Here is a 20,994-nt window from a genome sequence, read left to right as displayed (position 1 = left end):
GGGCAGAAGCCCGCCCTACGGTTCAGCGGACGCCGAGGCCCATTTGCATTAGCGTCTTGCGCACGGGTGGTAGGGAATAGAGCGCATTCAGCCCCATCGCTCGTGCGTCGCGCAGCGGACGCGCTTCGATCATCGAGGCGCGGTTCAGCAGGTCGATGCCCTTGACGCGCAGTTCGATCTCAGTATGGCGGGCCTTGTGATAGGAATCCAGCATCTGCGCATCGCCTAAGCCCTCGGGCCGGGCTTGCGTCAATTCCAGCAAGCAGCGCAGATCGCCCAACGACATGTTCAGCCCCTGCGCACCAATAGGTGGCACCACATGCGCGGCCTCGGCCATCAGCGCGATGCGTTCACCCGACAACCGTTCCGCCGACTGGCTGATGATCGGCCAGATCGTCCGGCGTGAGGCCAATTTCAGCGGTCCGAACAGCCCGCAAGAGCGTTCGGTCATGGCGGCTTCGAACGCGTCGGTTTCAAGGTTTAACAGTTCAATGGCACGTGGCCCACGTTCCATCCAGACAATGGCCGAGGACGGCTGGCCTTGCCAATCGGGCAGGGGGACCAATGTGAACGGCCCGCCCGAGCGGTGAATCTCGGTCGAGACATTGTCGTGCGGGATAGGATGTGTGACGGCGAAGGCGAGGGCCTTTTGGCCGTAGCGCGTGGTTTGAACATTGATCCCGGCAGCTTCGCGCATTGGTGAACTGCGCCCGTCAGCGGCGATTACCAGTTTGCAGCGGATGCGGGTGCCGTCGCTCAGGCCGACTCGTGCCTCATTGGTGCGGGTGAACAGGCTGACCGTACCGGTGCCGGGGCGGAAATCGACATTCGGCAGTTCGGCTAGTCGCGCCACCATCTCGCGGCGCAGCAGCCAGTTGGGCAGGTTCCATCCGAATGGCTGGTTCGAGATATCGGCGGCGTTGAAATCACGCACGACGCGCGGTTCGGGCACATCGCCACCCGCATCCACGATGCGCATGATCTGCAGGGGCGCGGCGTGGGCATCCAGCTTGGCCCAAAGCCCGCATTGTTCCAACAGACCGTGGGCAGGCTGCAAAAAAGCGGTGGTACGCAGATCCGATCCGTCCACGTCCCGCTCGGTGATCGGAGGGGTGGGATCGACGCAGACTACGTCGAACCCGGCAGCGCCAAAGGCGGCGGCGGCGGTCAATCCGGCGATTCCGCCGCCGGAAATCAGGATGTCACAGCTGTCAGTCATGAGTATGTCTCCGTTGCCGCAGACACTAGTGCTGTTGCGCGGTGGGCGCCAAGTGACATCCTGTCTCGTGCTTTATCCCCGAGAGATCAAAATCAGGACAAGGAACATCGTCGGCACCAGCATCAGAGCAGGAATATAAAGACCCGGCAGGCCGAACAGAAGGATGGAGCAGCCCCACATGCTGACCAGCGCCGCGGCTGTATAATAAAGGTCTTCAGCTTCGGCATTGGCCGCGTCCCGGGCCATCCAGCCAAACACGGGAATTGCAAACAAAAGGCGCTGCCAAAGAGGCAGGCGCTGAGGCATCTCAAGCGCGGTCATTGGGGTCTCCGATTCTGTTCGTCGCTGAGCTGCATATGGGGTCAATTCTGCACCTGCGAAACGAACAGATCGTCGCAGTGTGACAGCCTATCGCAGGCGACCCAGAAACCCGGTCAGATCATCGGTGTGATGGTGAATATGGTCAGCCTCGTGCGGGTCAGGCGCGACGTGTACGGTGCGCATTCCCATCTCGTGCGGGGCGGCCAGATTGCGTGGATCATCTTCGAACATGGCGGCTTTCGCGGTATCGATTCCATCCTGCGCAAAGATCGCCTCGAACGCGGCTTTTTGCGGCTTGGGGCGATAGCCTGCGTGTTCTACGCCATAGATCGCGTCGAACAGCCCAATCAGACCGCGTGCCGCCAGAACGCGCTCGGCATAAGGTGCAGATCCATTGGTATAGACGATGCGTCGCCCGGGCAAAGCGCGGATATGTTCCGCCAGCGCAACATCGGGTTCCATATGGCTCATGTCCACCTGATGCACGGCGTGCAGATAGGGATCGGGGTCCAGATCGTGCTCTGCCATCAGGCCCGCGAGTGTCGTGCCGTATTCGCGCCAGTAATGCGAACGCAGCCGGTCGGCCTCGGGGCGGTCGACGCCGATAGCTTGCACGACGTAATCCGTCATCAGCACTTCGATCTGATCGAACAGGCGCATATGCGGCGGGTAAAGCGTGTTGTCTAGATCGAACACCCATTGGGTGACATGGGAAAAGGCAGGTTTGACCATGCTTTGGGTTTAGGGCGATGGGCTGCGGTTTTCAATGCCGCACTTGATCGGGGGGGCGTGTGGCGGCTAGACAGGTCCGAACGAGGAGACAATTCAGCCGATGCCCCAATCCAAACAGTCCAATACGGACGCCTATAGCCTTATTCTCGAAGCGATAGACGTCGGTGTCTACAAGCCTGGTGATCGGCTGGTGGAAAGCGAACTGGCCGAGCGGTTTGGCGTTTCGCGCACTCCGATCCGCGAGGCGCTGCAGCGGCTGGAAACGCAGTCGTTGCTGGAACGGGACGGGCGGTCGTTGATCGTGGCCTCATTGGACCACAACCAGATGGCCGAGCTTTATGTTGTCCGGCGTGAATTGGAAGGGCTGGCCGCACGTCTGGCCGCAAAACACGCAACCGAAGAGGAAATTCGGGTCCTTCGGGACATGGTGGTGGCTGACAATGAGTTGATCGGAGATCCTGTTGCGCTGTCGCGGGCCAACCGGAGATTTCACGAACAGATTCACCTGGCTTCGCATAACCGCTATCTGGTGCAGCAGCTTGATCTGGTGCATCGGACCATGGCCTTGATGGCGACCACATCGCTGGCCGCAGAAGGGCGTGGCGAGATTGCGCAGAGCGAGCACAAAGGCATCGTGGACGCGATTGCGGCGCGAGACGAGGACGCGGCGGCCAAGGCGTTGCAGGATCACATTTCGGTCGCCTTCATGACGCGGCTGAAACAGGATGCGATCCGGCGCGAGAAATAACGGCCTCACGTTCCTCGACCGCATGGCCGTGCTGGGTCTTGTCCCAGAAGAACGGATTGACCGCCAGTTCCCACAGGCCTTTGTAGGCCGCCAACACGCCCAGCGGATAGTAAAGCACCATGGTCGGCACCCAGGGTAGCAGGAACCTGCGTTTGCCTGCGATGACACCGAAGATACCCACCAATAGGTTGGCGGCTTCGGCGACGAGAAACAGAACCACGCAGGCAGTCAATAAACCGGGTGTCAGGATTGGTTGATACAGGTGGGGCAGCCCGAAAAAGATGGGCCAGAACGCCCACAAAAGCGGGGCCAGAAGGAATTGGCCCAGTGTTCCCAGAAAAAAGGCCTGTAAGCCCAAAAAGCGCAGCAACCCCAGATCGCGCAGCAATTGGCGTGGTGCGCGCATATGCACCAGATAGGTTACCATGAACCCTTTCAGCCAACGCGAACGCTGCTTGACCCATGGCCAGGCGCGAAAGTTCGCCTCTTCATAGGTCGTGGTGCTGACGATCTCGGTCCGATATCCGGCACGGCTTAGGCGGACACCCAGATCGGCATCTTCGGTGACATTATGGGCATCCCAACCGCCCAGTTCGACCAGCTTGTCGCGGCGAAAAAAGAAGGTTGTGCCGCCCAGCGGAACGACCAGACCAATTCGCGCGATGCCTTTCAGGACGACGCGAAACCAGCCGCTGTATTCGATGCTAAAACAGCGCGACCGCCAATTGGTGCGCGGATTGTAGTAGTCTAGAATACCTTGCAGGCACACCACCTCCTTTGGGGCGTTCGCGAAATGGCGGACAACGGTTTCAATCTGATCGGATTGCGGCGCGTCTTCGGCATCCCAAACGCCCAAAATCTCTCCACGGCAGAAATCCAGCGCATAGTTCATCGCACGGGGCTTGGTAGTCAGGTCACCCCGATCCGGCACAACAATGGCGCGCATCCAGGTTGGCAGTTCTATTTGCCTGAGCGCCTCATTGGTTACGTCATCCCGCTCTTCCAGCACCAAAATGACATCCAGCAACGCTTTGGGATAGGTCAGGCGGCGCAGCCGGGCGATCAGGTCATCGGCAATCTCGCGTTCCTTATATAGCGGCACAAGGATCGAGACGCGGGGTAGGCGAAGTGACTCAGAGGTCTTTGTTGTTGGCTCAGATTTTTCTCGCCACAGATAAGCAATGAGCCCCGAGAGCCTGAGAGACAAGAACAGTCCTAGGGTCAGCAGTGCAAAGCCCAAAAGAAGGCCGAGGCCAACTATCGGGAAACAAACACAGAGTGCCGCGAACAGGATAAATCCAATGATCGGCCCACGGCGCGTCTGGGCCGACCAATTCCTGCAGCTTTGCCGCGCCTCAACGCGAGTTTCTGCAGCTTGTGCCAGCGGTTGAGCATATTGACGGGCGATGGCGGCATCGATCTGCTCGGGTCCTGCCAGAACCGGGATGATTGTGTAACGGTGGCGTTTCAATGCGTCTGCCACTGCGTCGAATGTATCTGGCCTGGCTGTAGCGATCAGCAGGATTGGCCCCACACGCATCCAGGGCAGTACATTGTGCTCCAACCAAAACTCGACCGGTTCGAGCAAACAGAGGTCTGCGGCAGGTGGTACCTGCGCAAGATCGGCGATCTGAAGGCCGGTTTGGTCAGACAGCGCCGAGAGAACCTGCGCACGGCTGGCCCATCCTTCACTGACCAGTATTTCCCCCAATGGCGCGTTCTGGAATACTTGCATCCGCAGGGCGCGCGCCAACTGGTCGGGTGTGATGATGCCTTGTTCGACGAGACATGTGCCGAGCGGTTTGCGCGAATGCGGCCCGGGCACAGGCTGCGCCAGTGTCTGACGCTGGAGATTCAATTCGACCATAACGAAACCCTGCCGCATGTAACATCCGGCAGGGTTGCTTAGTCAGAGTTAACACACGGTTAACGCTGTTGAATTCGCCTTTAAGCTTGTGCTTTTTGATCCGCCATCGCCGCGGCAAAGCGTTCGAACAGGTAGAAACTGTCCTGCGGGCCGGGTGACGCTTCTGGATGATGCTGCACCGAATAAACCGGGCGACCCGTCATGCGGATGCCGCAGTTCGAGCCGTCAAACAGAGAGCGATGCGTTTCGACTACGCCATCGGGCAGTGTTTCCGCGTCCACGGCGAAGCCGTGGTTCATCGAGGTGATCTCGACCTTGCCGGTTTCCATATCCTTGACCGGATGATTGGCACCATGGTGGCCGTGGTTCATCTTGATCGTCTGCCCGCCAAGCGCCAGTGCCAGCATCTGATGGCCTAGGCAAATGCCAAAGACGGGCAGATTTGTTGTATCCAGCACTTCCTTTATCATCGGAACAGCATATTCGCCGGTAGCCGCCGGATCGCCGGGTCCGTTTGACAGGAACACTCCGTCCGGCTTGTGTGCCAGCACCTCCGCAGCCGTTGCGGTGGCGGGCAATACGGTTACGTCGCAACCCGCCGAGGCGAGGCAGCGCAAGATGTTGCGCTTGGCACCATAGTCGATCGCGACCACCTTGTGCATCGGAGCTTCCTGACGCTGGTAGCCATCGGGCCAAGCCCAACGCATCTCATCCCAGCGATAGCTTTGGGCGCAGGTGACTTCTTTGGCCAGATCCATCCCTTCGAGACCCGCAAAACTACGCGCTGCAGCAATCAGGGCTTCGATATCGAAGTTTCCCTCGGGATCATGAGCTAGCGCCACGTGCGGTGCGCCTTGCTGGCGGATCGCGCGGGTCAGGCGGCGGGTATCGACGCCGCCGATTGCGATGCGACCACGGCGGGCTAACCAGCTTTTTAGCTCTTCTGTCGCGCGCCAATTCGACGGCTCGGTCGGGTCCCATTTGACCACCATCCCGGCTGCCACCGGGTCGCCGGTTTCGTCATCTTCGGGATTCACTCCGACATTGCCGATATGCGGGAAAGTGAAGGTCACGATCTGGCCCGCATAAGAAGGATCGGTCATGATCTCTTGATAGCCCGTCATGGCGGTGTTGAAACACAACTCGGCCTCGGTTTGACCGGTTGCGCCGAAGCCCACACCGTAAAACAGGGTTCCATCGGCCAACGCCAGACATGCGGTGGGCTTGGACGGGGCGTTCTGGGCCATGGCGCGACTCTCCTGTAAGGTAAACGGGCGCATAACTAAGTTGGTTATACGCTAGGGTCAAGTCTGTTCAAATTTTGGGCTATTGTTAAAAATCAATGAGTTACAATTAATGTCCACTGTTGTACCAACCTTTTTGTTTCGATATGGTCAGGGTTCCTTTGCCATGGGGATGGACAGACCATATGGATATGCGATCACGGGTGAACTCTGCCCTGAAGCAAGCTATGAAAGACAAAGCCGCCGAGCGTCTTTCGACACTGCGCCTGATCAATGCGGCGATCAAGGATCGTGATATTGCTTCGCGCGCCTCTGACAATGAAGAGACCAAAGGCTGCGGCGATGCCGAAGTGCTTGAAATTCTGGGTAAAATGACCAAGCAGCGCAAGGAAAGCGCACGCGCCTACGAAGAGGGCGGACGCCTTGATTTGGCCGAGCGGGAACTGCGCGAGGTTGAGGTGATTGAGGAATTCCTGCCCAAACAGCTGGACGACGACGAGGTTAGCAAGGCCATTCAGACCGCCATCACGTCTACTGGGGCGGGCTCAATCCGCGATATGGGCAAGGTGATGGGCGAGTTGAAGTCGCGCTATACCGGTCAGATGGATTTCGGCAAAGTAGGACCGATGGTCAAAGATCATCTTTGCGCTAACTCGAACGGTGCATAATCACGTCGATTTACGCAGTTTCTGACTCAGATCATCAAACAGTGCGATCCGCTCGTCTTCGGACAGGAACGCGCCGATCTCAACTTCGCGCCCATCGCCGATCAGCGTTACGTAATGGGGTACCGGACCACCGCTGGTGTGCATTTCAGGACGGGCCCAATAGCGGTTGCAGGTCCATTCCTGATCGCCCTTGTCTGGGTGGTGGTGCACAAGGTGGGCTTGCGTCTGGCCTAAGGTCAGAACCTCGAACACGCTGCGCGCGCGATAGTTTGTCTGGATTGCCAACCAGAGGCCCAGAACCGTCAGCAGTAGGAACGGCAGCAGACCCCACAGGACGATCGAACCCAACATCGCCAGCAGCGGGATCAGTCCGAACAGGAACACCGACAAGATGACGGTCATTGCACCACGTGGTGGCAAGGAGTTGTGCGGCCAAAGCCGCAGTTCCTGTTCAGCGTCCGAGTTTTCTGTCCATTGATAAGGCATGGCGGGAACCTAGCTCAGACCGGCGCAATATCGAAGCAAAAATCAGTCAGACAACGTGGCCGACGCGGACCCATGACAGGGCATCGTCAAGCCGGTCATCACCCCAGAACACTTCGTCGCGGACAACAAAGCTGGGTGCGCCGAAAACCCCCAGTTTGATGGCCTTGTTTGTCTCGTCCTCCAAGGCTGCAACAGCGTCCGGGCTGCGGGCACGGGCAAGCATCAGGCGTGGATCTTGTTGGCACCGAAGCAGGGCTTCGGAAATGGCGCTTTCGCTACCGGCCTCAATCCCGTCCTCGAACCAGATCCGATAAAGATTTTGCGTGAACCCGGCGCCCCAGCCGTCCTGCATGCCCAGCAAAGCCACCTGATTTGCCAGCGCCAGGTCAGAAATTGGATAGGGGGCGGGAAGTTTGGCGTGGATGTGATATTTCGCGGCGCGCCGCTCAATATCGCGCCACATATAGGCCGACTTCACCGGTTTGCCCGCGAAGGGTATATTTTGCTGTTCCGACATCACCGTGCGCACGTTGAAGGGGCGCCAGGTTACCGTCGCATCGTTTTCTTCGCACCAGCCATCCAGGCGCGTGATGGTCAGAAAACTGTAAGTGCTGCCGATTGAATACCAAAAGTCGATCTCGGGCATAGCAAGGCTCCTGTCAAAAGGGGCTTTGCCAACCAGAATACCGCAAAACGGAGGTTTTTTCGATCTTTGCCCAATTTAAGTGGTCAAAGTAGCGCTTTATCGATGGGTTCTGTCGGCTGAGGGACAGTGCCGCAGGATGTCATCTGGCGCAGGTCGATTTCGATCATGCGGCAGATGGACGAGATCGGAACATTGGTTACGTCGCCTTCGAACGGGTCCTCCATCGAGGCGCTGACCCGTTCAGTCACGAAGAAAATCCAGCAAACCAACGCTCCGATCGGAGCAAAGACTGCCCAGTCAAGCAGAACGGATTTTGTTACCGAGTAGCCCATGCCAGCGGTGATCGAGCGTTGGTCATTCAACGCCAGCGGTAACATGAAGATAAAAATATAGCTGAAGATGCGTCCGACCTCGGCGACCTGCCGTGGGAAGGGGGTATTCTTGATACGTTCGCTTTGGCCTTGCGCGTCTGCAAACCGTGCTAGCCGGTTCATCAGCGCCACATGCCAATAGGGGTCGATCTTGCCGGATTGCGCCAGTGAAGAAGGCCGCTCACCCTGAAGAAACAACAGGTACGCCGCACGGTTGGATTTCCCTTCGAGCAGAGGCATATCAGCCGCCAGTTGGGTATTGTGCCAGCATTCGGGTTCCTGATGCAGCGCGATTTTGTCCACGACCGGCTTGTGTCCGAACATCCACGGGCGGCGGGCGCGCCCATGCGTTGCGGGCTGGCGCAGCTGAAATGCCAGCATGTTGAGCAATGCGATATGACGCTCCAGCAACTCGCGGCGCATCTCGGGCGCAAGCGGCGTGCCGTCAGCCTGAACCAGATTGCTGATCGTGTTGCCCCAATCGCGACTGGCGTTGACGATGTCCCCCCAGATCTTGCGGGCCTCGACCCAGCGGCCATAGGCCGAGGTGTTCTTGAAACCCAGAAAAAATGCCACTGCCAAACCCAGCATCGTGACCGGTGGGCTGGAGTTCGAGATCAACTCAAGTGGAGTAACTTCATCCACTAGTTCAAGCAGGAGTATCCAGGCCATGACGATGCAAATGAACCCGGCAGAGCCTTTGACCAGTTGCCGAAGTGTGATGCCGTGATGGAGAATCATGTGGCGCGCACCCGTCTTAGATTATGCTGTTTTCGCAAATACTAGCGGCCTGATCTTTGGTGCGTCTACGTGTTGGGTGCAGCAAGTTGCGGACTGGGGGCATAAAAAACACAAAGCCCCGCACGGGGCGGGGCTTTGCTGAATTTGGTTTGGATGGCGGGATTAGTGCGCGTGGCCCTTGTCCCAGTCTTCCTGCTTGGGCAGCTGCTCGAACGTGTGTTCCGGCGGCGGCGTGGGCAGGGTCCATTCCAACGTATCCGCGTATTCGTTCCACGGGTTCGGGCGTGTCTCTTTCGCACCACGCAGCAGGGCGTAGATCACGATGCCGAAGAACAGCAGGAACGAGGCGAACGAGATGAACGCACCAATCGACGAAACGAAGTTCCACTGAGCAAACGCTTCAGGGTAGTCGATATAGCGGCGTGGCATGCCCTGACGGCCCAGGAAGTGTTGCGGGAAGAAGGTCAGGTTGGCGCCGATGAAGAACAGCCAGAAGTGAACCTTGCCCCAGAACTCGGAATACTGACGGCCCGTCATCTTCGAGAAGTAGAAGTACACGCCAGCGAAGATCGCGAAGACGGCACCCAAGCTCATCACGTAGTGGAAGTGCGCAACGACGTAGTAGGTGTCGTGATAGGCACGGTCCACGCCGGCCTGCGACAGCACAACGCCGGTCACACCACCAACGGTGAACAGGAACAGGAAGCCGAAGGCGAACAGCATCGGGGTTTTGAACTCGATCGAGCCGCCCCACATGGTCGCGATCCACGAGAAGACCTTAACGCCGGTCGGAACCGCGATGACCATCGTGGCCAGCATGAAGTAGGCCTGCTGGCGCAGCGACATGCCAACGGTGTACATGTGGTGCGCCCATACGACGAAGCCCAGCACACCGATCGCGATGATCGCCCAGACCATCGGCAGGTAGCCGAAGATTGGTTTGCGCGCGAAGGTCGCGATCACGTGGCTGATGATGCCAAAGCCGGGCAGGATCACAATGTACACTTCCGGGTGGCCAAAGAACCAAAGGATGTGCTGATACAGGATCGGATCGCCGCCACCGGCCGGATCAAAGAAGGTGAAGCCGAAGTTGCGGTCCATCAGCAGCATGGTGATCGCGCCTGCCAGAACCGGCAGCGACAGCAGAATCAGCCACGAAGTGACGAAGATCGACCAGCTGAACAGAGGCACCTTGAACAGTGTCATGCCCGGGGCACGCATATTCAGGAAGGTGGTGATCATGTTGATCGCGCCGAGGATCGAGGAGGCGCCCGATACGTGCACGGCGAAGATCGCAAGGTCCATGGACATGCCGCCTTCGGTCGTCGACAGCGGTGGATACAGAACCCAGCCAACACCTGAACCAAGCTGGTCATTACCACCGGGGCTGAGCAGCGAGGCGACGCCCAGCGAGGTGCCAGCGACATACAGCCAGAAGGACAGGTTGTTCATCCGCGGGAACGCCATGTCCGGCGCGCCGATCTGCAACGGCATGAAATAGTTGCCAAAACCGCCGAACAGGGCAGGGATGACCACGAAGAACATCATCAGAACACCGTGATAGGTGATCATTACGTTCCAGAGGTGACCGTTGGGGGTACATGGATCGGCCATGAAACCTTCGAGGCACATATACTGAACACCGGGGTGCATCAGTTCGAGCCGCATATAGACAGTCATCAGAACCGAGATCAGACCGGCAAGGGCCGAAAAGACCAGGTAGAGAATCCCGATGTCTTTGTGGTTGGTCGACATGAACCAGCGGGTGAAAAAGCCGCGCTGATCTTCATGCTCGTGACCATGAATGGCTGCGTCTGCCATTAGGTGCCTCCTGTTGCAACTGTACCGCGCAGTCGGACCTCTCCAACGCGCGGGATTCCTGCTGGTTTTAGATTGCGAAGGGGCGACCTTCAATGGTCGAGTTTGATCTGGATCAAGATTAATTGTCGCGGGCAGACTGTGCTGCGCGATAATCTGACCTCGGATGCGAGGGATTTGGGGATTCAGTCCGCGATTACAAGTGGTGACGGGGAAACCCGCTTGACCCGCATCAAGCGGCGGCTCAGAACAACGGGTAAGTCCAACACCGGAGGCCTGTAATGACCGCTTATGATCCCGAAAATGTCTTTGCCAAGATCCTGCGCGGAGAAATCCCGTCAAACCGTGTGTATGAAGACGACGACACCGTCGCGCTGATGGATATTATGCCCCGGGCGGACGGGCACTTGTTGGTGATCCCCAAAACCCCCTGTCGCAACATGCTGGATGCAACGCCCGAGCAACTGGCAGCGGTGATGGCGACGGTACAGAAGATGGCTCACGCTGTGAAAGAAGCGTTTGACGCTGATGGCGTCACCGTTCAGCAATTCAATGAGGCCGCAGGCGGGCAAGAGGTATTTCACCTTCATGTGCATGTATTGCCGCGCCACGAGGGCGTCTCGATACGCCCACCCGGTAAAATGGGCGATTTTGACCTGATTGCTCAACACGCCGACAAGATCCGCGCGGCACTGACCTGATCCACCTTCGAAGCGAGCTGTCGCAGGCGTCGTGATCACCAAACGCATGGAGCACGACACTTGCGTAACAGCGCTGCTCGTCGCAGACCTGAGGAATACGGATCAGTCTTGTTCCATTCATTTCAGGCGTGCGATCCGGATTCGTAGATATTCAGGCAACTGTTCGGCGATTTCATTAGCCCGGTTCAAGTTTTTCCATTTGCAGCTTCGAGCGTGAGCAAAGCCTCTAATTGGGCCAGCGGGTGGCCAGATCTTGGCCATGGCGTACGCATTGCAACCGCCGCAGCGCGGTTTCGTCATAGCGGCGCCGATTACCCGCAGTAGGTTCGAACGGCGGTAGAAGTCCAGAACCGGATCGTAGGTGCTTTGAATCCAGTGCGAAATGAGGGAGCCCCGATTGCATTCATTTTCGAAAACACCCCCTTGAACCTCTAGTCACTAGAGGAATTATGTAGCATGGTGATTCAGTAAATAGGACACACTAAAATGGCTCATCAGCATTCCCACAAAGGGCACAGCCACGCGCATGTTGATCCGCAGGCCGGAGATGCGCGCGTTGCCTGGGCCATCGCGGTCAATATGTTCTTGACGCTGGCACAGATTGTGGGCGGGGTTATTTCAGGGTCGCTTGCCTTGATTGCGGACGCCTTGCACAACCTGTCAGATGCGATTGCGCTGGTCATCGCATTCTTTGCCCGCAAGATCGCTCGTCGACCCGCAAACGCGCGTATGAGTTTCGGGTATGGCCGGGCCGAGGTTGTAGCGGCGCTGGTTAACTACACAACACTGATCGTTCTGTCGGTCTATCTGCTGTACGAAGGCGTAATGCGGTTTGTCGAGCCCGAGCCGGTTAATGGCTGGATCGTTGTCTGGATCGCTGGGATCGCATTGGTCGTCGACCTTGTCACCGCTATGCTGACCTATTCCATGTCCAAGGACAGCATGAATATTCGTGCGGCATTCCTGCACAATGTGGCCGATGCATTGGGGTCTGTCGCCGTGATTGTCGCAGGTACCGCTGTAATTGTCTTCAACTGGACTTGGGTCGACCCAGCGGTCACCATCATGATCTCACTTTACATCCTTTGGCACGTCAAATCCGAGATCGGTGAAACCATACGCGTTCTGATGTTGGGCGCGCCAACAGAATTGGATCCGGAAGAGGTCGCCACAGCCATTGAGGGCGTATCGGGCGTGGCAGGAGTTCACCACATCCATCTGTGGAGCATGCAGGAGCGTGAGCCCGCGCTGTCGGCGCATCTGGTCATCAAACCCGACGCACAAGATAGTGCCGAGGATATCCGGGTGATGGTCAAGCAGGTTCTGCAGAACAAGTTTGGGCTTGGTCATGTTACGCTTGAAATCGAAGCCAGCGGGCACGCTTGCGTCGGATCAACCCGATTTGGGCATCAACAGATTTAGGGGCCTAAAACGAGAATTGCCGTTCCGATATGGGGTCGGAACGGCAGACTCGTAACCAAACACTTTCACGGATTTCGCAGGGCAGCCCTGAGATCACCGGTTAACACACCACTCACTCATGAACGGTCATTACATACTATGTGGTCAGATGGCGTTTGTAAGGAGAGGATGTGAAGAATCCCTGAATTTGAGGCGAATTGAGACCATTCAAAGGAATTTTCTGAATGATTTTCGAAACAGAGTGCCCCAAATTCTAGCATTGTCTTTTGCGTATTCTGGCCAGATCTGTCCGAATACGTGGAATCACCTATAAACTAGGCGCCTTCGGTGGCGAAGACCTCATCAAAGGTCTTTTTTAGCGCAACATCGACGTCATCCATGGTCACCGGCAACCCAAGATCGACCAGTGAGGTCACCCCGTGTTCCTGAATTCCGCAGGGCACGATACCGGTGAAATGTGACAGGTCCGGCTCGACATTGATTGAGATGCCGTGAAAGCTGATCCATTTCCGCAGGCGAATGCCGATGGCCGCGATCTTGTCCTCGGCTGGCTGGCCGGTGATCGTCAGCGGCTTGTCTTGCCGTTGCACCCAGACGCCCACGCGGCCGTCGCGGATCTCACCGGTGACATTGAACTCGGCCAGAGCCGCAATCACCCATGCCTCAAGCTGCTGTACAAAGCGGCGCACATCATGACCGCGTTTGCCCACATCAAGCATGACGTAAACAACGCGCTGACCGGGGCCGTGATAGGTGTACTGTCCACCGCGCTTGCTTTCATAGACCGGAAAGCGATCCGGATCGGTCAGATCTTCTCGCTTGGCAGAAGTCCCAGCGGTATAAAGCGGCGGGTGTTCCAACAGCCAAATGCATTCGTCCGCCTCACCCGCTGCAATCGCGGCAACGCGCGCCTCCATGAAGGCAGTGGCCTCGTCGTAGTCGATCAGCCCGTCGGTAGTCTTCCATTCCATGCTCGTTCCTTAGACCGTCTGCGGGGCAGGGGGAAGGGGTCAGGCGGCCTCGGCCAGGCAGCGTTGCAGGACCTGCGCATAAGTGTCCGTGCCCTGTGCGCCGGTCAGCAGATATTTCCCTCCAAACACCATCGAAGGCACGCCCGAGATACCCCGGCTGGTCCAGAACTGTTGTTTTTCACGCACCGGTCGGGCATGCGCACCTGATTCAAGTGCGGTTCGCGCCGCCTCCGGGTCGAGCCCGGCCGCCTCGACCGCGCCCATCAACACTTCGACGTCAGAGACATCCTGTTGCTTGGTGAAATAGGTTTCGAACAGGGTCAGTTTCAGCGGATGCTGACGCCCCTGTGTTTCCGCCCAGTCAAGCAGTTGATGCGCGGCAAAGGTGTTCACGATTCTGCTGTTATCAGTGAAATTGAAGGTGAACCCAAGTTCAGTACCCAACGCAGTCAACCGCTCGCGCGCCTGCTGGCTTTGCTCGGGCGTCGAGCCATATTTCTCGGCAATATGCTCCCTCAGATTCTGCCCCTCTGGCCCCATGTTGGGGTTCAGTTCGAACGGATGCCAACGCAATCTGGCCGGCACATTCTCTTGCTTCAGCGCGGCATCGAGTTGACGAAAACCTACGATACACCACGGACAGACCACATCCGAGACGACATCAATCTGCACGGTAGGGCGGGGATCGGGCGAGGGCATGGCTGCTCCAGATTGCATTGTATCGCGGTTAGATATGGCTAAAGCACGTGATTTCAATCGGCTGTGTTTTTGCCTCTTCACATCGCGCGGCTCAGCGTCTATACGCCCCTCTACCAAGTCATTGGCAGTGCGGTCGTGGCGGAATTGGTAGACGCGCAGCGTTGAGGTCGCTGTGGGGTAACACCCGTGGAAGTTCGAGTCTTCTCGACCGCACCAACATCCTGAAATCGTTACCCGAAATTGTCAGGTGAGACGGGCGCCCTGTTGGTTGAAGCGATAGGTTCGATCCTGGGCGTAGCCGAAATGGACGGATTCACCAGCGTTGACCTGATGCTGGCCGAACAGGCGCGCGGTGATCTGGTGGTCTTGCATCATCGCGATCACGTTTGTGTCTCCACCCAGATGCTCAACATGTGTCACGTTCGCGGTCAGGGGGCCTTCGTCGGATAAATACAGATCCTCTGGGCGGATACCCAACGTTGTGTCCGCGCTGTCGCCGATTACGCTGGCGGGGAAGAAATTCATCGACGGAGCGCCAAGGAAACCCGCGACGAACTGGTTGGCGGGGTTATTATATAGCTCCATCGGGCTGCCAACCTGTTCAACGCGCCCGTCGCGCAGGACGACGATCTTGTCAGCGAGCGTCATCGCCTCGGTCTGGTCGTGGGTGACGTAGATCATCGATGCATCGAGCTGCTGATGCAGGTTGGCGATTTCCAGTCGCGTATTCATACGCAGGGCGGCGTCCAGATTGGATAAAGGTTCGTCAAACAGAAACAGTTTGGGTTCACGCACAATGGCACGCCCGATGGCGACACGTTGGCGCTGGCCGCCTGACAGTTCTGAGGGGTAACGGTCGATATAGGGCTCAAGGTTCAGCATCTTGCTGGCCTTGGCGACGCGTTCTTCGATGACCTGCTTGCCCTGGCCTTCCTGTTTCAGTGCCAGCGACATGTTCTTGCGCACATTCAGGTGGGGATAGAGTGCATAGCTTTGGAACACCATCGCGATGCCGCGTTTCGAGGGAGGCGTAAGGTTCATCACCTCTCCGCCAATGCGCACTTCGCCCGAGGTCACGTCCTCCAGCCCCGCGATCACGCGTAGCAGGGTGGACTTGCCGCAGCCGGAGGGGCCGACGAAGACGACGAATTCTCCGTCTTCGACTTCGATGTTAATATCTTTCAGTACCTCGACAGTGCCGAAGGACTTGTTCACGTTTGTCAGCGTCAGGGCGGTCATGTGCGTGCCTCTTTCAGCGAAATGGGTTGGCCAATGCGGATGCTTTCATCGGCAGCGAGGCAGATGGCCAGCGATTGCACGGCGTCGTTCATATGGCGGGTCAGGTCGATGTCCTCGGCGATGGCGCGCAGCATATAGGCTTGTTCGGCATCGCAGAGCTCCTGATGACCGGGTTCATCGGGCATGTCGATTGTCTGGTCGCCATCGGGGCGATGGACCAGAAGGCCGCCAACCTTGGTGTGTCCGTCGATATCGGCGGATGCGCCCTTGTTTCCATCGGTGATCGAGACCGAGCCGTAGGGCGACACGATGTCTTTCACGAAGAACGCAGTTTCGGACATCATCGGGCCCCAACCGGCCTCATACCAGCCGACCGAGCCATCCTCGAAGACCACCTGAAACTGGCCGTAGTTGTACATGTCTTCGGCGATCTCATCGCTTAGGCGAAGGCCCATGCCGTGGACTCGCACGGGGTCGGAGTCAGTGATCTGACACATCACGTCGACATAATGCACACCGCAATCGACGATGGGCGAGGTGGTCTGCATTAGAGCTTTGTGTGTTTCCCACTCGGCCCCGCTGCTTTGTTGGTTGAGATTCAGTCGGAAGACGTAAGGCCCGCCAAGGTCGCGCGCCTCGGCGATCAGGCGCATCCACGAAGGATGGTGGCGCAGGATGTAACCAATCACTAGTTTGCGTTTGGTTTCAATGGCTTTCGCGACGACTCGTTTGGCATCAGCCACAGTGGTTGCCAGCGGCTTTTCAACGAAGACATGCGCTCCGGCCTCCATCGCGGTGCAGGCGTAATCAGCATGGCTGTCAGAATAGGTGGCGACGACCACCAGATCCGGGTTGGTTTCAGTCAGAGCTGCCTGAAAATCTGAATAAGCCGGATAGCCTGTCAGGCCAGGATGATCCACGCGGCCAGACCGGTTCACCAGCCCCACGACTTCAGCGTCCGGGTGGTGATGGTGGGCCAAAGCGTGGCTCAGCCCCATATTGCCGAGGCCAGCGATCAGAACTTTGGTCATTTGACAGCTCCTGAAGTGATGCCGCGGATCAGTTGGCGCGAGAAGATGACATAGAGCACCAGCACCGGCAGGATCGCCATGCTGAGCGCCGACAGAACCGCGTTCCAGTCGGTGACGAACTGGCCGATAAAGACCTGGCTGCCCAGCGTCAGTGTTTTGGTTTCCTCGGCCGGGGCAAGGATCAGCGGGAACCAGAGGTCGTTCCAGATGGGGATCATGTTGAACACGGCCACGGTCGCCATGGCGGGGCGGACCAGCGGTAGGACCAATCGGAAGAATATGGTGTATTCGGACAGCCCATCGACGCGGCCTGCGTTCTTCAGATCGTCCGAGACTTGCCGCATGAATTCAGACAGGATGAACACCGCCAGCGGCAGACCTTGCGCGGTATAGACAAGGATCAGGGCCCAAAGGGTGTTCACCAAACCGGTTGCCACCATCATCTCAAGTATCGCCACGGTGCCGATGCGGATCGGGATCATAATCCCAAGCGCCAGATAGAGGCCCATCAGAGTGTTGCCCTTGAATTTGTATTCGCTCAGGGCAAAGGCGGCCATGGCGCCGAACAGCAGAACGAAGGCCAACGACACCACGGTCACGATCAGCGAGTTTTGGAAATAAAGGAAGAAATCCCCTTGTTTCATCACCGTCTGGTAACCGATCAGCGAGAAGCTTTCGGCATCGGGCAGGGCGAGTGGCTCGCGGAAAATCGAGCGTCGGGTTTTGAAGCTGTTGATGATGATCACGAAGACCGGGAAGAGGGCAATCAACGTGTAGAGGATCAGCGCCCCGTGCATGGCGGCCGTGTTCAGCGGGTTATGGCGTGCTTTGTTCATGCGTTCACCCTCACAGCTGATACCGGCGCATCCGGGTCTGGATGCCGAAAAGGTAGATGCAGACACCCACAAGGATGATCGCGAACATGGCGCCAGCGATGGCGGAGCCCATATGCGGGTCGCCCAGTTGCAGTTGGAAGCCAAAGAAGGTGCGGTACATGAAGGTGCCTAGGATATCGGTTGAGAAATCCGGCCCTGCCAGCGCACCTTGCGAGACGTAGATCAGGTCGAACGCGTTGAAATTGCCGACGAATGTCAGGATCGAGATGATGCCAATCGAGGGAACGATCAACGGCAGCTTGATCTTCCAGAACGCCGAAGCGCCAGTGATGCCATCTATTTCTCCAGCTTCAAGGATCTCTTCGGGGATCGACAGCAGGGCGGCGTAGATCAACATCATCGGGATGCCGACGAATTGCCAGACCGAGACAAGTGCCAGTGTTGTCAGCGCGTATTCTTCCTTGCCCAGCCATGGTGCAAACAGCGACTTCAGACCAATGGCGTCCAGCATTGAAGGTGCGATGCCCCAAAGCGGGGACAATATCAGCTTCCACGCGAAACCGACGATCACAAAGCTCAGAATGGTCGGAATGAAGATCGCGGACCGATAGAGCGCGGCAAACCGCAAGCGTGGATGCGACAAAAGCGCGGCCAAAGCGATGCCGATGGGGTTCTGAACCAGCATGTGGATCAGGAAGAACCAGAAGTTGTTGCCCAAAGCGTTCCAGAACTGCTCGGACCAGATCGGATCGAAGAACAGGGTGCGGAAATTCTGCAAGCCCACGTAGATACGTGTCTGATCAACCTCGGAGAACAGTGCGAGGCGCAGTGTGTTGAACAAGGGGAAGATCATCACTGCCGTGTAGACCAGCACCGCAGGGGCGAGGAAAACGGCAATGTGCCAGCGTATGCGGCGGGTCTGCATGGGAATCTCCGGGGGAAAGGTCCGGACGCAACGCGGTAGCCGCGTCCGGTGTGAGTGGCCTAGGTGTTACTGATGCGGTGCGTACCAGCTGGCCAGACCGTCTTGCAGTTGCTGACCCAGCGCCTCGGGTGTCTCGGCACCCTTGATGGCTGCAACGGATGCACCCCAAGTCTCGTTTTCGAGGTTCGGTGTGCCGCGCGACAGGATTTGGTAGGTCGAGCGGATTGTGCTTTCGCACTCATCCCGCCAACCGACGATTTCCTTGGCCAGTGGATCTTCCAGCTCGACCGGAGTGCTGGACAGCGGGAAGAAACCAGGTAGGGCGTTACCGAAGATGCTGGCGAATTCCGGGCTTGCGACCCAAGCCAGGAAGGTGCGCGCAGCTTCCTGGTTCTCGCTCGCCGCGTTCATGCCGATGCCGATATCGGTGTGGTCCGAAATATAGCAGGTGTCGCCCGCGTTCTGGACCGGTGGCTTAAAGGCGCCCATTTCGAAATCGGCCTGCGTGTTGAAGCCCGAGATTTCCCAGCTGCCTGCTGGATAGACCGCTGCACGACCCAGCGTGAACAGGTTCTGGCTGTCGGGATAGGTTTGCGCTTCATACCCGTCGCCGAGATAGTCGGCCCACTTGGCCAGTGTCGCATACGGGGCGACCCACTGGGGGTCGGTCAGCTTCTGCTCGCCTTTGATCAGCGCCTGACGACCTTCTTCACCCTTCCAGTAGTTCGGGCCGATGTTGTTATAGCCCATCGTTGCGGCTTCCCACTGGTCATTGGTGCCCATCGCCATCGGGATATAGGTACCGTCTTCCTTGATCTTATCGAGGGCGGCAAAGAACTCAGCTTCGGTAGTTGGAACTTCGATGCCCAACTCATTGAACGCATCTTTGTTGTAGATGAAGCCGTGAATCACTGACGCCATCGGGACGCAGAAACTGGCTGAACCGTCATCGGTTTGCCACGCAGATTTGGCCACGTCCGAGAAGTTTCCCATGGCCTCAAGATCAGACAGATCGGTCAGGTGCCCCGACTCGTATAGCGCAAGCGAGGCATCAAACGGACGGCAGGTAATCAGATCGCCAGCCGATCCGGCCTCGAGCTTTGAGTTTAAGACAGCGTTGTATTCTGCCGGTGCAGAGGGCGAGAATATTACTTTGATGCCGGGATTCTCGGCCTCGAACGCCGGAATGATCTTTTCCTGCCACAACGCCAGATCGTCGTTTCGCCAACTTTCGATGGTCAAAGTGGCCTCTTGCGCATAGGCGCTTGTGACCAGCGCCGTGCTCATCATGGCAAGGCTCAGAACTTTGCGTGTCATTTGATATCTCCCAGGTTGATGGTTTCTTGGTTTTGTTTCATCCGCTCCAGCGCAGGGCGGAGGTGATCGTCGGTGTTGCTTAGCATTGCTTGCGCCGCGTCCAGGGACCCTGCGCCTACAGCCAAAAGGGCCGCGCATTTGAGGTTGCCCTCTGCCGCAGTCAACGCCTTTGTAGCCTGCGCGGAGGAAACACCGGTCAACTGACAGACGATCCCGTTGGCTCGGGCGCGTAGCTTGTCATTGTCAGCGCGCAAATTGATCATCATGCCGTCCTGAATATGCCCCAGCTCCATCGCCATCAGCGTCGAAAGCATGTTCAGTGCGATTTTCTGCGCTGTACCAGCGCCCATGCGGGTAGAGCCCGAGATCAGTTCAGGTGGTGTGGAAAGCAGGATTGGATGGTCAGAAAGCTGCAACAGTTCGGTGCCCCCGTTATTGGCAATGCCGATAACTGTGGCGCCTCTGTCCCGCGCGATCCGCGCTGCTGCGGTTGTGTACGGTGTGGTTCCGCTGGCCGAGACGGTGATCAAGGTGTCTTTGGCAGAAAGATCGGCCAGGTCTCGGGCAAGGCTGTCGGTGGCATCTTCGACATCTCCCGGCATCTCTACCCCTGAGGGCAATCCACCTGCCATGTGGATGCGAATCTGGCGGGCTGGTATCGAAAAAGTTCCCCCCAGTTCCAGCGCATCCGAGGCGGCCATCAAGCCGGAAGAGCCTGCCGCCAAATAGCGCAAAACCCCGCCCGATCGGATGGATTGCGCCATAGCTTTTGCGCCTGCGCAGAGGGTGGGCAGCGAGGAAAGCGGGGCAGCGGCAGCGTCGGCTTGCGAGCGGGCCAGCAGCTCGGCCACTTCAGTCAGCGGTCGGGCGTCAAGTCCGATCGCGTCTTGATGTAGCTGTTCGGTAACTGGCTTGGTCACGTGATTCTCCCCCGAAATTTTGAATATCATACCTTTTAGATACCATTAGTCTACCATTTTATTTTTACGCCC

Annotated in this window: 21 protein-coding genes and 1 tRNA gene; 5 read left to right on the top strand and 17 right to left on the bottom strand. The window is 57.8% G+C overall.

What is annotated here, in order from left to right:
- Positions 1-22: 22 nt before the first annotated feature.
- The 3 genes from ACR0MJ_RS07035 to ACR0MJ_RS07025 form a co-directional block, all read right to left on the bottom strand.
- Positions 23-1,219: a UbiH/UbiF family hydroxylase gene (locus tag ACR0MJ_RS07035; RefSeq protein ID WP_480760115.1), complete on the bottom strand. Its 1,197-nt coding sequence runs from the start codon at positions 1,217-1,219 to the stop codon at positions 23-25.
- 72 nt (positions 1,220-1,291) lie between these two features.
- Positions 1,292-1,540 carry a hypothetical protein gene (locus ACR0MJ_RS07030; protein WP_170405023.1) on the bottom strand — a complete coding sequence of 83 codons (249 nt, stop codon included), beginning with the start codon at positions 1,538-1,540 and terminating at the stop codon, positions 1,292-1,294.
- Positions 1,541-1,627: 87 nt separating this feature from the next.
- Positions 1,628-2,272 (bottom strand): pyrimidine 5'-nucleotidase, encoded by a 645-nt coding sequence (locus ACR0MJ_RS07025; RefSeq protein ID WP_170405027.1) that lies wholly within the window; start codon positions 2,270-2,272, stop codon positions 1,628-1,630.
- 100 nt (positions 2,273-2,372) lie between these two features.
- Between ACR0MJ_RS07025 and ACR0MJ_RS07020 the strand changes: the two genes are divergently transcribed.
- Positions 2,373-3,020, top strand: a complete 648-nt coding sequence (locus tag ACR0MJ_RS07020; protein WP_170393473.1) for a GntR family transcriptional regulator — start codon at positions 2,373-2,375, stop codon at positions 3,018-3,020.
- On the opposite strand, the gene ACR0MJ_RS07015 is transcribed toward ACR0MJ_RS07020, so the two are convergent.
- Together ACR0MJ_RS07015 and carA are read right to left on the bottom strand one after the other, a co-directional pair.
- Positions 2,977-4,905: a glycosyltransferase family 2 protein gene (locus tag ACR0MJ_RS07015; RefSeq protein WP_480438428.1), complete on the bottom strand. Its 1,929-nt coding sequence runs from the start codon at positions 4,903-4,905 to the stop codon at positions 2,977-2,979. The genes ACR0MJ_RS07020 and ACR0MJ_RS07015 overlap by 44 nt on opposite strands.
- Before the next feature lie 62 nt (positions 4,906-4,967).
- Positions 4,968-6,134: a glutamine-hydrolyzing carbamoyl-phosphate synthase small subunit gene (gene carA, locus ACR0MJ_RS07010; RefSeq protein ID WP_170510981.1), complete on the bottom strand. Its 1,167-nt coding sequence runs from the start codon at positions 6,132-6,134 to the stop codon at positions 4,968-4,970.
- A 182-nt stretch (positions 6,135-6,316) separates the two neighbouring features.
- On the opposite strand from carA, the gene ACR0MJ_RS07005 reads away from it, so the two are divergent.
- Positions 6,317-6,799: a GatB/YqeY domain-containing protein gene (locus ACR0MJ_RS07005; RefSeq protein ID WP_170393469.1), complete on the top strand. Its 483-nt coding sequence runs from the start codon at positions 6,317-6,319 to the stop codon at positions 6,797-6,799.
- Here the strand turns inward: ACR0MJ_RS07005 and ACR0MJ_RS07000 are convergent, their stop codons facing one another.
- From ACR0MJ_RS07000 to ctaD, 4 genes are all read right to left on the bottom strand, one after another.
- Positions 6,800-7,285 carry a DUF2244 domain-containing protein gene (locus tag ACR0MJ_RS07000; RefSeq protein ID WP_170510555.1) on the bottom strand — a complete coding sequence of 162 codons (486 nt, stop codon included), beginning with the start codon at positions 7,283-7,285 and terminating at the stop codon, positions 6,800-6,802.
- Positions 7,286-7,331: 46 nt separating this feature from the next.
- The gene (locus ACR0MJ_RS06995) at positions 7,332-7,931 is read right to left on the bottom strand and encodes a 2-hydroxychromene-2-carboxylate isomerase (protein WP_170393465.1); all 600 of its coding nucleotides are present in this window, start codon (positions 7,929-7,931) and stop codon (positions 7,332-7,334) included.
- An 83-nt stretch (positions 7,932-8,014) separates the two neighbouring features.
- Positions 8,015-9,043, bottom strand: coding sequence for a bestrophin family protein (locus ACR0MJ_RS06990; RefSeq protein WP_480760104.1), 1,029 nt, complete (start codon positions 9,041-9,043; stop codon positions 8,015-8,017).
- A gap of 162 nt (positions 9,044-9,205) precedes the next feature.
- Positions 9,206-10,864 (bottom strand): cytochrome c oxidase subunit I, encoded by a 1,659-nt coding sequence (gene ctaD, locus ACR0MJ_RS06985; protein WP_170393460.1) that lies wholly within the window; start codon positions 10,862-10,864, stop codon positions 9,206-9,208.
- A 278-nt stretch (positions 10,865-11,142) separates the two neighbouring features.
- Here ctaD and ACR0MJ_RS06980 point away from each other — a divergent pair, with 278 nt between their 5' ends.
- Both ACR0MJ_RS06980 and ACR0MJ_RS06975 read left to right on the top strand, forming a co-directional pair.
- Positions 11,143-11,562: an HIT family protein gene (locus tag ACR0MJ_RS06980; protein ID WP_170393458.1), complete on the top strand. Its 420-nt coding sequence runs from the start codon at positions 11,143-11,145 to the stop codon at positions 11,560-11,562.
- 486 nt (positions 11,563-12,048) lie between these two features.
- Complete coding sequence (locus ACR0MJ_RS06975) at positions 12,049-12,984, top strand: cation diffusion facilitator family transporter (RefSeq protein ID WP_170393456.1); 936 nt, start codon at positions 12,049-12,051, stop codon at positions 12,982-12,984.
- Between the two features lie 314 nt (positions 12,985-13,298).
- Here the strand turns inward: ACR0MJ_RS06975 and lipB are convergent, their stop codons facing one another.
- Both lipB and ACR0MJ_RS06965 read right to left on the bottom strand, forming a co-directional pair.
- On the bottom strand, positions 13,299-13,955 hold the full coding sequence (lipB, locus tag ACR0MJ_RS06970; RefSeq protein ID WP_170393453.1) for a lipoyl(octanoyl) transferase LipB: 657 nt from the start codon (positions 13,953-13,955) through the stop codon (positions 13,299-13,301).
- 39 nt (positions 13,956-13,994) lie between these two features.
- Positions 13,995-14,654: a DsbA family oxidoreductase gene (locus ACR0MJ_RS06965; protein ID WP_480760101.1), complete on the bottom strand. Its 660-nt coding sequence runs from the start codon at positions 14,652-14,654 to the stop codon at positions 13,995-13,997.
- Between the two features lie 129 nt (positions 14,655-14,783).
- Between ACR0MJ_RS06965 and ACR0MJ_RS06960 the strand changes: the two genes are divergently transcribed.
- A tRNA-Leu gene (locus ACR0MJ_RS06960) sits at positions 14,784-14,870 on the top strand.
- A gap of 27 nt (positions 14,871-14,897) precedes the next feature.
- Here the strand turns inward: ACR0MJ_RS06960 and ACR0MJ_RS06955 are convergent.
- The 6 genes from ACR0MJ_RS06955 to ACR0MJ_RS06930 form a co-directional block, all read right to left on the bottom strand.
- Positions 14,898-15,893, bottom strand: coding sequence for an ABC transporter ATP-binding protein (locus tag ACR0MJ_RS06955; RefSeq protein ID WP_480760099.1), 996 nt, complete (start codon positions 15,891-15,893; stop codon positions 14,898-14,900).
- A complete protein-coding gene (locus ACR0MJ_RS06950; protein ID WP_480760096.1) occupies positions 15,890-16,924 on the bottom strand; it encodes a Gfo/Idh/MocA family protein in 1,035 nt (344 codons plus the stop codon). The genes ACR0MJ_RS06955 and ACR0MJ_RS06950 overlap by 4 nt, the downstream gene beginning before the upstream one ends.
- Entirely contained in the window at positions 16,921-17,760 is an 840-nt protein-coding gene (locus ACR0MJ_RS06945) for a carbohydrate ABC transporter permease (RefSeq protein ID WP_170393445.1), read from the bottom strand. Before ACR0MJ_RS06945 ends, ACR0MJ_RS06950 begins: the two co-directional genes overlap by 4 nt.
- 10 nt (positions 17,761-17,770) lie before the next feature.
- Positions 17,771-18,685 (bottom strand): carbohydrate ABC transporter permease, encoded by a 915-nt coding sequence (locus tag ACR0MJ_RS06940; RefSeq protein ID WP_480760093.1) that lies wholly within the window; start codon positions 18,683-18,685, stop codon positions 17,771-17,773.
- A gap of 66 nt (positions 18,686-18,751) precedes the next feature.
- Positions 18,752-20,002, bottom strand: coding sequence for an ABC transporter substrate-binding protein (locus ACR0MJ_RS06935; protein ID WP_170405048.1), 1,251 nt, complete (start codon positions 20,000-20,002; stop codon positions 18,752-18,754).
- Complete coding sequence (locus ACR0MJ_RS06930) at positions 19,999-20,922, bottom strand: N-acetylmuramic acid 6-phosphate etherase (protein WP_170421117.1); 924 nt, start codon at positions 20,920-20,922, stop codon at positions 19,999-20,001. Before ACR0MJ_RS06930 ends, ACR0MJ_RS06935 begins: the two co-directional genes overlap by 4 nt.
- Positions 20,923-20,994 lie beyond the last annotated feature (72 nt).

It is taken from the genome of Ruegeria sp. C6 (assembly GCF_056537625.1).
This window is presented reverse-complemented; position numbering and strand designations above follow the sequence as displayed.

Excerpts from the sequence above, each read along its gene's own strand:
- ACR0MJ_RS07035 (WP_480760115.1), bottom strand. The coding sequence starts at position 1,219 with ATGACTGACAGCTGTGACATCCTGATTTCCGGCGGCGGAATCGCCGGA.
- ACR0MJ_RS07030 (WP_170405023.1), bottom strand. The coding sequence starts at position 1,540 with ATGACCGCGCTTGAGATGCCTCAGCGCCTGCCTCTTTGGCAGCGCCTT.
- ACR0MJ_RS07025 (WP_170405027.1), bottom strand. The coding sequence starts at position 2,272 with ATGGTCAAACCTGCCTTTTCCCATGTCACCCAATGGGTGTTCGATCTA.
- ACR0MJ_RS07020 (WP_170393473.1), top strand. The coding sequence starts at position 2,373 with ATGCCCCAATCCAAACAGTCCAATACGGACGCCTATAGCCTTATTCTC.
- ACR0MJ_RS07015 (WP_480438428.1), bottom strand. The coding sequence starts at position 4,905 with ATGCGGCAGGGTTTCGTTATGGTCGAATTGAATCTCCAGCGTCAGACA.
- carA (WP_170510981.1), bottom strand. The coding sequence starts at position 6,134 with ATGGCCCAGAACGCCCCGTCCAAGCCCACCGCATGTCTGGCGTTGGCC.
- ACR0MJ_RS07005 (WP_170393469.1), top strand. The coding sequence starts at position 6,317 with ATGGATATGCGATCACGGGTGAACTCTGCCCTGAAGCAAGCTATGAAA.
- ACR0MJ_RS07000 (WP_170510555.1), bottom strand. The coding sequence starts at position 7,285 with ATGCCTTATCAATGGACAGAAAACTCGGACGCTGAACAGGAACTGCGG.
- ACR0MJ_RS06995 (WP_170393465.1), bottom strand. The coding sequence starts at position 7,931 with ATGCCCGAGATCGACTTTTGGTATTCAATCGGCAGCACTTACAGTTTT.
- ACR0MJ_RS06990 (WP_480760104.1), bottom strand. The coding sequence starts at position 9,043 with ATGATTCTCCATCACGGCATCACACTTCGGCAACTGGTCAAAGGCTCT.
- ctaD (WP_170393460.1), bottom strand. The coding sequence starts at position 10,864 with ATGGCAGACGCAGCCATTCATGGTCACGAGCATGAAGATCAGCGCGGC.
- ACR0MJ_RS06980 (WP_170393458.1), top strand. The coding sequence starts at position 11,143 with ATGACCGCTTATGATCCCGAAAATGTCTTTGCCAAGATCCTGCGCGGA.
- ACR0MJ_RS06975 (WP_170393456.1), top strand. The coding sequence starts at position 12,049 with ATGGCTCATCAGCATTCCCACAAAGGGCACAGCCACGCGCATGTTGAT.
- lipB (WP_170393453.1), bottom strand. The coding sequence starts at position 13,955 with ATGGAATGGAAGACTACCGACGGGCTGATCGACTACGACGAGGCCACT.
- ACR0MJ_RS06965 (WP_480760101.1), bottom strand. The coding sequence starts at position 14,654 with ATGCCCTCGCCCGATCCCCGCCCTACCGTGCAGATTGATGTCGTCTCG.
- ACR0MJ_RS06955 (WP_480760099.1), bottom strand. The coding sequence starts at position 15,893 with ATGACCGCCCTGACGCTGACAAACGTGAACAAGTCCTTCGGCACTGTC.
- ACR0MJ_RS06950 (WP_480760096.1), bottom strand. The coding sequence starts at position 16,924 with ATGACCAAAGTTCTGATCGCTGGCCTCGGCAATATGGGGCTGAGCCAC.
- ACR0MJ_RS06945 (WP_170393445.1), bottom strand. The coding sequence starts at position 17,760 with ATGAACAAAGCACGCCATAACCCGCTGAACACGGCCGCCATGCACGGG.
- ACR0MJ_RS06940 (WP_480760093.1), bottom strand. The coding sequence starts at position 18,685 with ATGCAGACCCGCCGCATACGCTGGCACATTGCCGTTTTCCTCGCCCCT.
- ACR0MJ_RS06935 (WP_170405048.1), bottom strand. The coding sequence starts at position 20,002 with ATGACACGCAAAGTTCTGAGCCTTGCCATGATGAGCACGGCGCTGGTC.